Annotated in this window: 1 protein-coding gene; it reads left to right on the forward strand. The window is 46.1% G+C overall.

Annotation, left to right across the window (positions count from 1 at the left end; genetic code table 11):
- A partial coding sequence (locus COY37_RS09360; protein WP_286977356.1) for an RsbRD N-terminal domain-containing protein occupies positions 1-479 on the forward strand: 479 nt, incomplete at both ends.

The following is a 479-nucleotide window of genomic DNA, read 5'->3' on the forward strand; positions in this document are numbered from 1 at the left end:
TAAAAGAGAAGAAGCCTGTTATTTTGAAGAAATGGTTTGATATGATAATGGACACATATCCTACCGAAGTTGCAGGCCTCTTAAAAAAGCAAAGAGACAGATTTACAGGTCCGGTAGGATATACTGTCCACGAGGGATTAGAAGGTCTTATTGATGGGCTCATCAGGGAGGCGCCCGTCGAAGAGGCCGCTCCTTTTCTGGACGATATCATCAAGATCAGGGCGGTACAGGATTTTTCCCCTTCCCAAGCCATAGCCTTTATCTTCTATTTGAAGAGGATAATCGATGAAGAACTTCTGCGTGTGAACGGCCGGCATGGCGTCATAGATGCTGCGACATGGTCTGCGTTCGAGTCAAAATTAGATACCCTTGCACTTATGTCCTTTGATATATACATGGAAGCGCGCGAGAAGATCTATGAAATAAAGGCGAGCGAGATGCGAGATAGGGCCTTCAGACTGCTGCAGAGGGAATACCAG

Origin of the sequence: Candidatus Aquicultor secundus (assembly GCF_002791875.1) — a bacterium.
Lineage (GTDB): Bacteria > Actinomycetota > Aquicultoria > Aquicultorales > Aquicultoraceae > Aquicultor_A > Aquicultor_A secundus.